Origin of the sequence: Paenibacillus sinopodophylli (assembly GCF_005930355.1) — a bacterium.
Classification (GTDB): domain Bacteria; phylum Bacillota; class Bacilli; order Paenibacillales; family Paenibacillaceae; genus Pristimantibacillus; species Pristimantibacillus sinopodophylli.
In genome coordinates this window covers 1-319 of the sequence record NZ_VDBO01000076.1, presented here as the reverse complement: position 1 = coordinate 319, position 319 = coordinate 1, and the positions used below count along the sequence as shown (strand labels likewise).

Below are 319 nucleotides of genomic sequence, written 5' to 3'. Positions count from 1 at the left end.
ACGGCAGCGGAGCATCTAGCGGAAACAGAACTTCTATCGGAATTGAAATCTGCGAGAGCGGAGATTATGCAAAAGGACTAGACAATGCAGTTGATTTGGTTGCCAGCATGCTTAAAGAACGCGGTTGGGGAGTTGATCGACTACGTAGGCATTTTGACTGGAGCCGCAAGATATGTCCGAGACTCATGTATAGCAATGGCACATGGGCGGGGTGGACATCCTTTAAGTCGCGGGTTGCCGCCAAGCTGCAGCCAGCACCTGAAATTAAGCCGGAGGTGAAACCAAAAATGAAAAAAGAAGATGCTGATAAAATAATTGA

General features: G+C 47.6%; 1 protein-coding gene. It reads left to right on the top strand.

Annotation, left to right across the window (positions count from 1 at the left end; all coding sequences use genetic code 11):
• On the top strand, positions 1 to 319 hold a 319-nt coding region (locus tag FGT79_RS30745; RefSeq protein ID WP_171056550.1), incomplete at both ends, for a peptidoglycan recognition protein family protein.